General features: G+C 72.3%; 2 protein-coding genes. Both read right to left on the bottom strand.

Annotation, left to right across the window (positions count from 1 at the left end; all coding sequences use genetic code 11):
- A partial coding sequence (locus KN815_RS14120; protein ID WP_216342265.1) for a sensor domain-containing protein occupies positions 1 to 789 on the bottom strand: 789 nt, incomplete at its 3' end.
- 240 nt (positions 790 to 1,029) lie between these two features.
- The coding region (locus KN815_RS14115) for a sensor histidine kinase (protein WP_372458352.1) at positions 1,030 to 1,348 on the bottom strand (319 nt) is incomplete at its 5' end.

Genomic DNA, 1,348 nt, shown 5'->3' with positions numbered 1-1,348 from the left:
TTCGATGCGGCGCAGATCCGCGGCGGCGGTGTCGACCACCGTGCCCCGGTCCGACTCCAGCTCCCAGACCCGGCTGGCCAGCCGCGACGGACCGAGCAGCCCGGCCACCATGATCCGGTCGACCGAGGTCAGCGCCCGCATCACCCACGGGGTCAGCAGCAGGACCAGCACCCCCACCACACAGGTCGCGGTGATCTCGAACGGGGTGTCCAGATAGAACGCGCGCCCGTGGTCGTCCCCGAAGACCTGAAGGCCCGGCTCGTCCACGTACCGGGGGAAGACCCAGCGCCACAGCGGATAGGTCGCGAAGCCCCAGCCGTAGCAGGTGAAGGCGATCGCGAAGGCGAAGGAGAAGACCGCCCACGGCAGATGGATCAGCGCGTAGATCACATGACGCCAGGAGGTGCCGCTTCTGAGCAGCGCCCCCACCCAGGCGACCGGCCCGCGCCTGCCCTCGCGGCCGCCCTTCCGGCCGAGGACGGGCTCGGGCTCGGCCACGTCCAGCCGCAGCAGCGCACGGGCGCGGGCCCGCTCGACGACGCCGAGCGCCCGGCAGCCCACGAGGGCGGCGCCGAGCACCGGGACGCCGAGGAAGGTGATCAGCAGCCCGGCGCCGAGCGCCATCATCGTGATCGTGTAGACGAAGGTGAGGACGGCCATCGGCAGGCTGATCACGAGATAGAGGAACTCACGCCAGACCCGGGCCTGGAACGGCGCCTTCAGCGCCGCGGGCACCAGATGGCCACGGGGCTCGGTCCCCGGCTCGTACGGTCGGTATGCGGTGGCCATCGTCTCGTCCGTCCTCCGGGAGCCTGGTGGGTCACGCGATCCCCGGTGAGGTGGTCGCGTCGTCTGCGTACCCCCAAGAGTCCCGGAGCGCGGTCGGCGCGACCATCGGGCGGATCGGCCTCTTCACCGGGGGGTTAGCCCTACCTTCGGGGGCTTGGGGCTTGGGGCTTGGGGCTTGGGGCTGGGGGCCTTGCCGGGGACCGGCTCTGTCTCCTTCTTTGAGGGATCTGCCCTCCGGCGTCAGGCGCCCTGCCGGGAACGTGCCACCGCCGTGCCCGCCGCCGACCCCGTCCGGTGGCGCCAGGGCAGCTCGGCGGTCACGGACGTCGGCCCGCCGGGCGGCGAGTCCACCGCGAAGAGTCCGTCGACCGAGCCCAGCCGCTCCGTCAGCCCCGCGAGCCCCGTGCCCCCGTCGGTGGACGCCCCGCCGTGTCCGTCGTCCCGTACCTGGATCAGCAGCCGGTCCTCGGTGCGCCACAGGTCGACCTCGGCGGTGCGGGCGGCGCTGTGCTTGCTGATGTTCTGGAGCAGTTCGGAGACGGTGAAGTAGGCGATTCCC

Source organism: Streptomyces niphimycinicus, assembly GCF_018883605.1.
Classification (GTDB): domain Bacteria; phylum Actinomycetota; class Actinomycetes; order Streptomycetales; family Streptomycetaceae; genus Streptomyces; species Streptomyces niphimycinicus.
The sequence above is the reverse complement of the archived record's forward strand: the minus strand, read 5'-3'. Positions and strand labels throughout refer to the sequence as shown.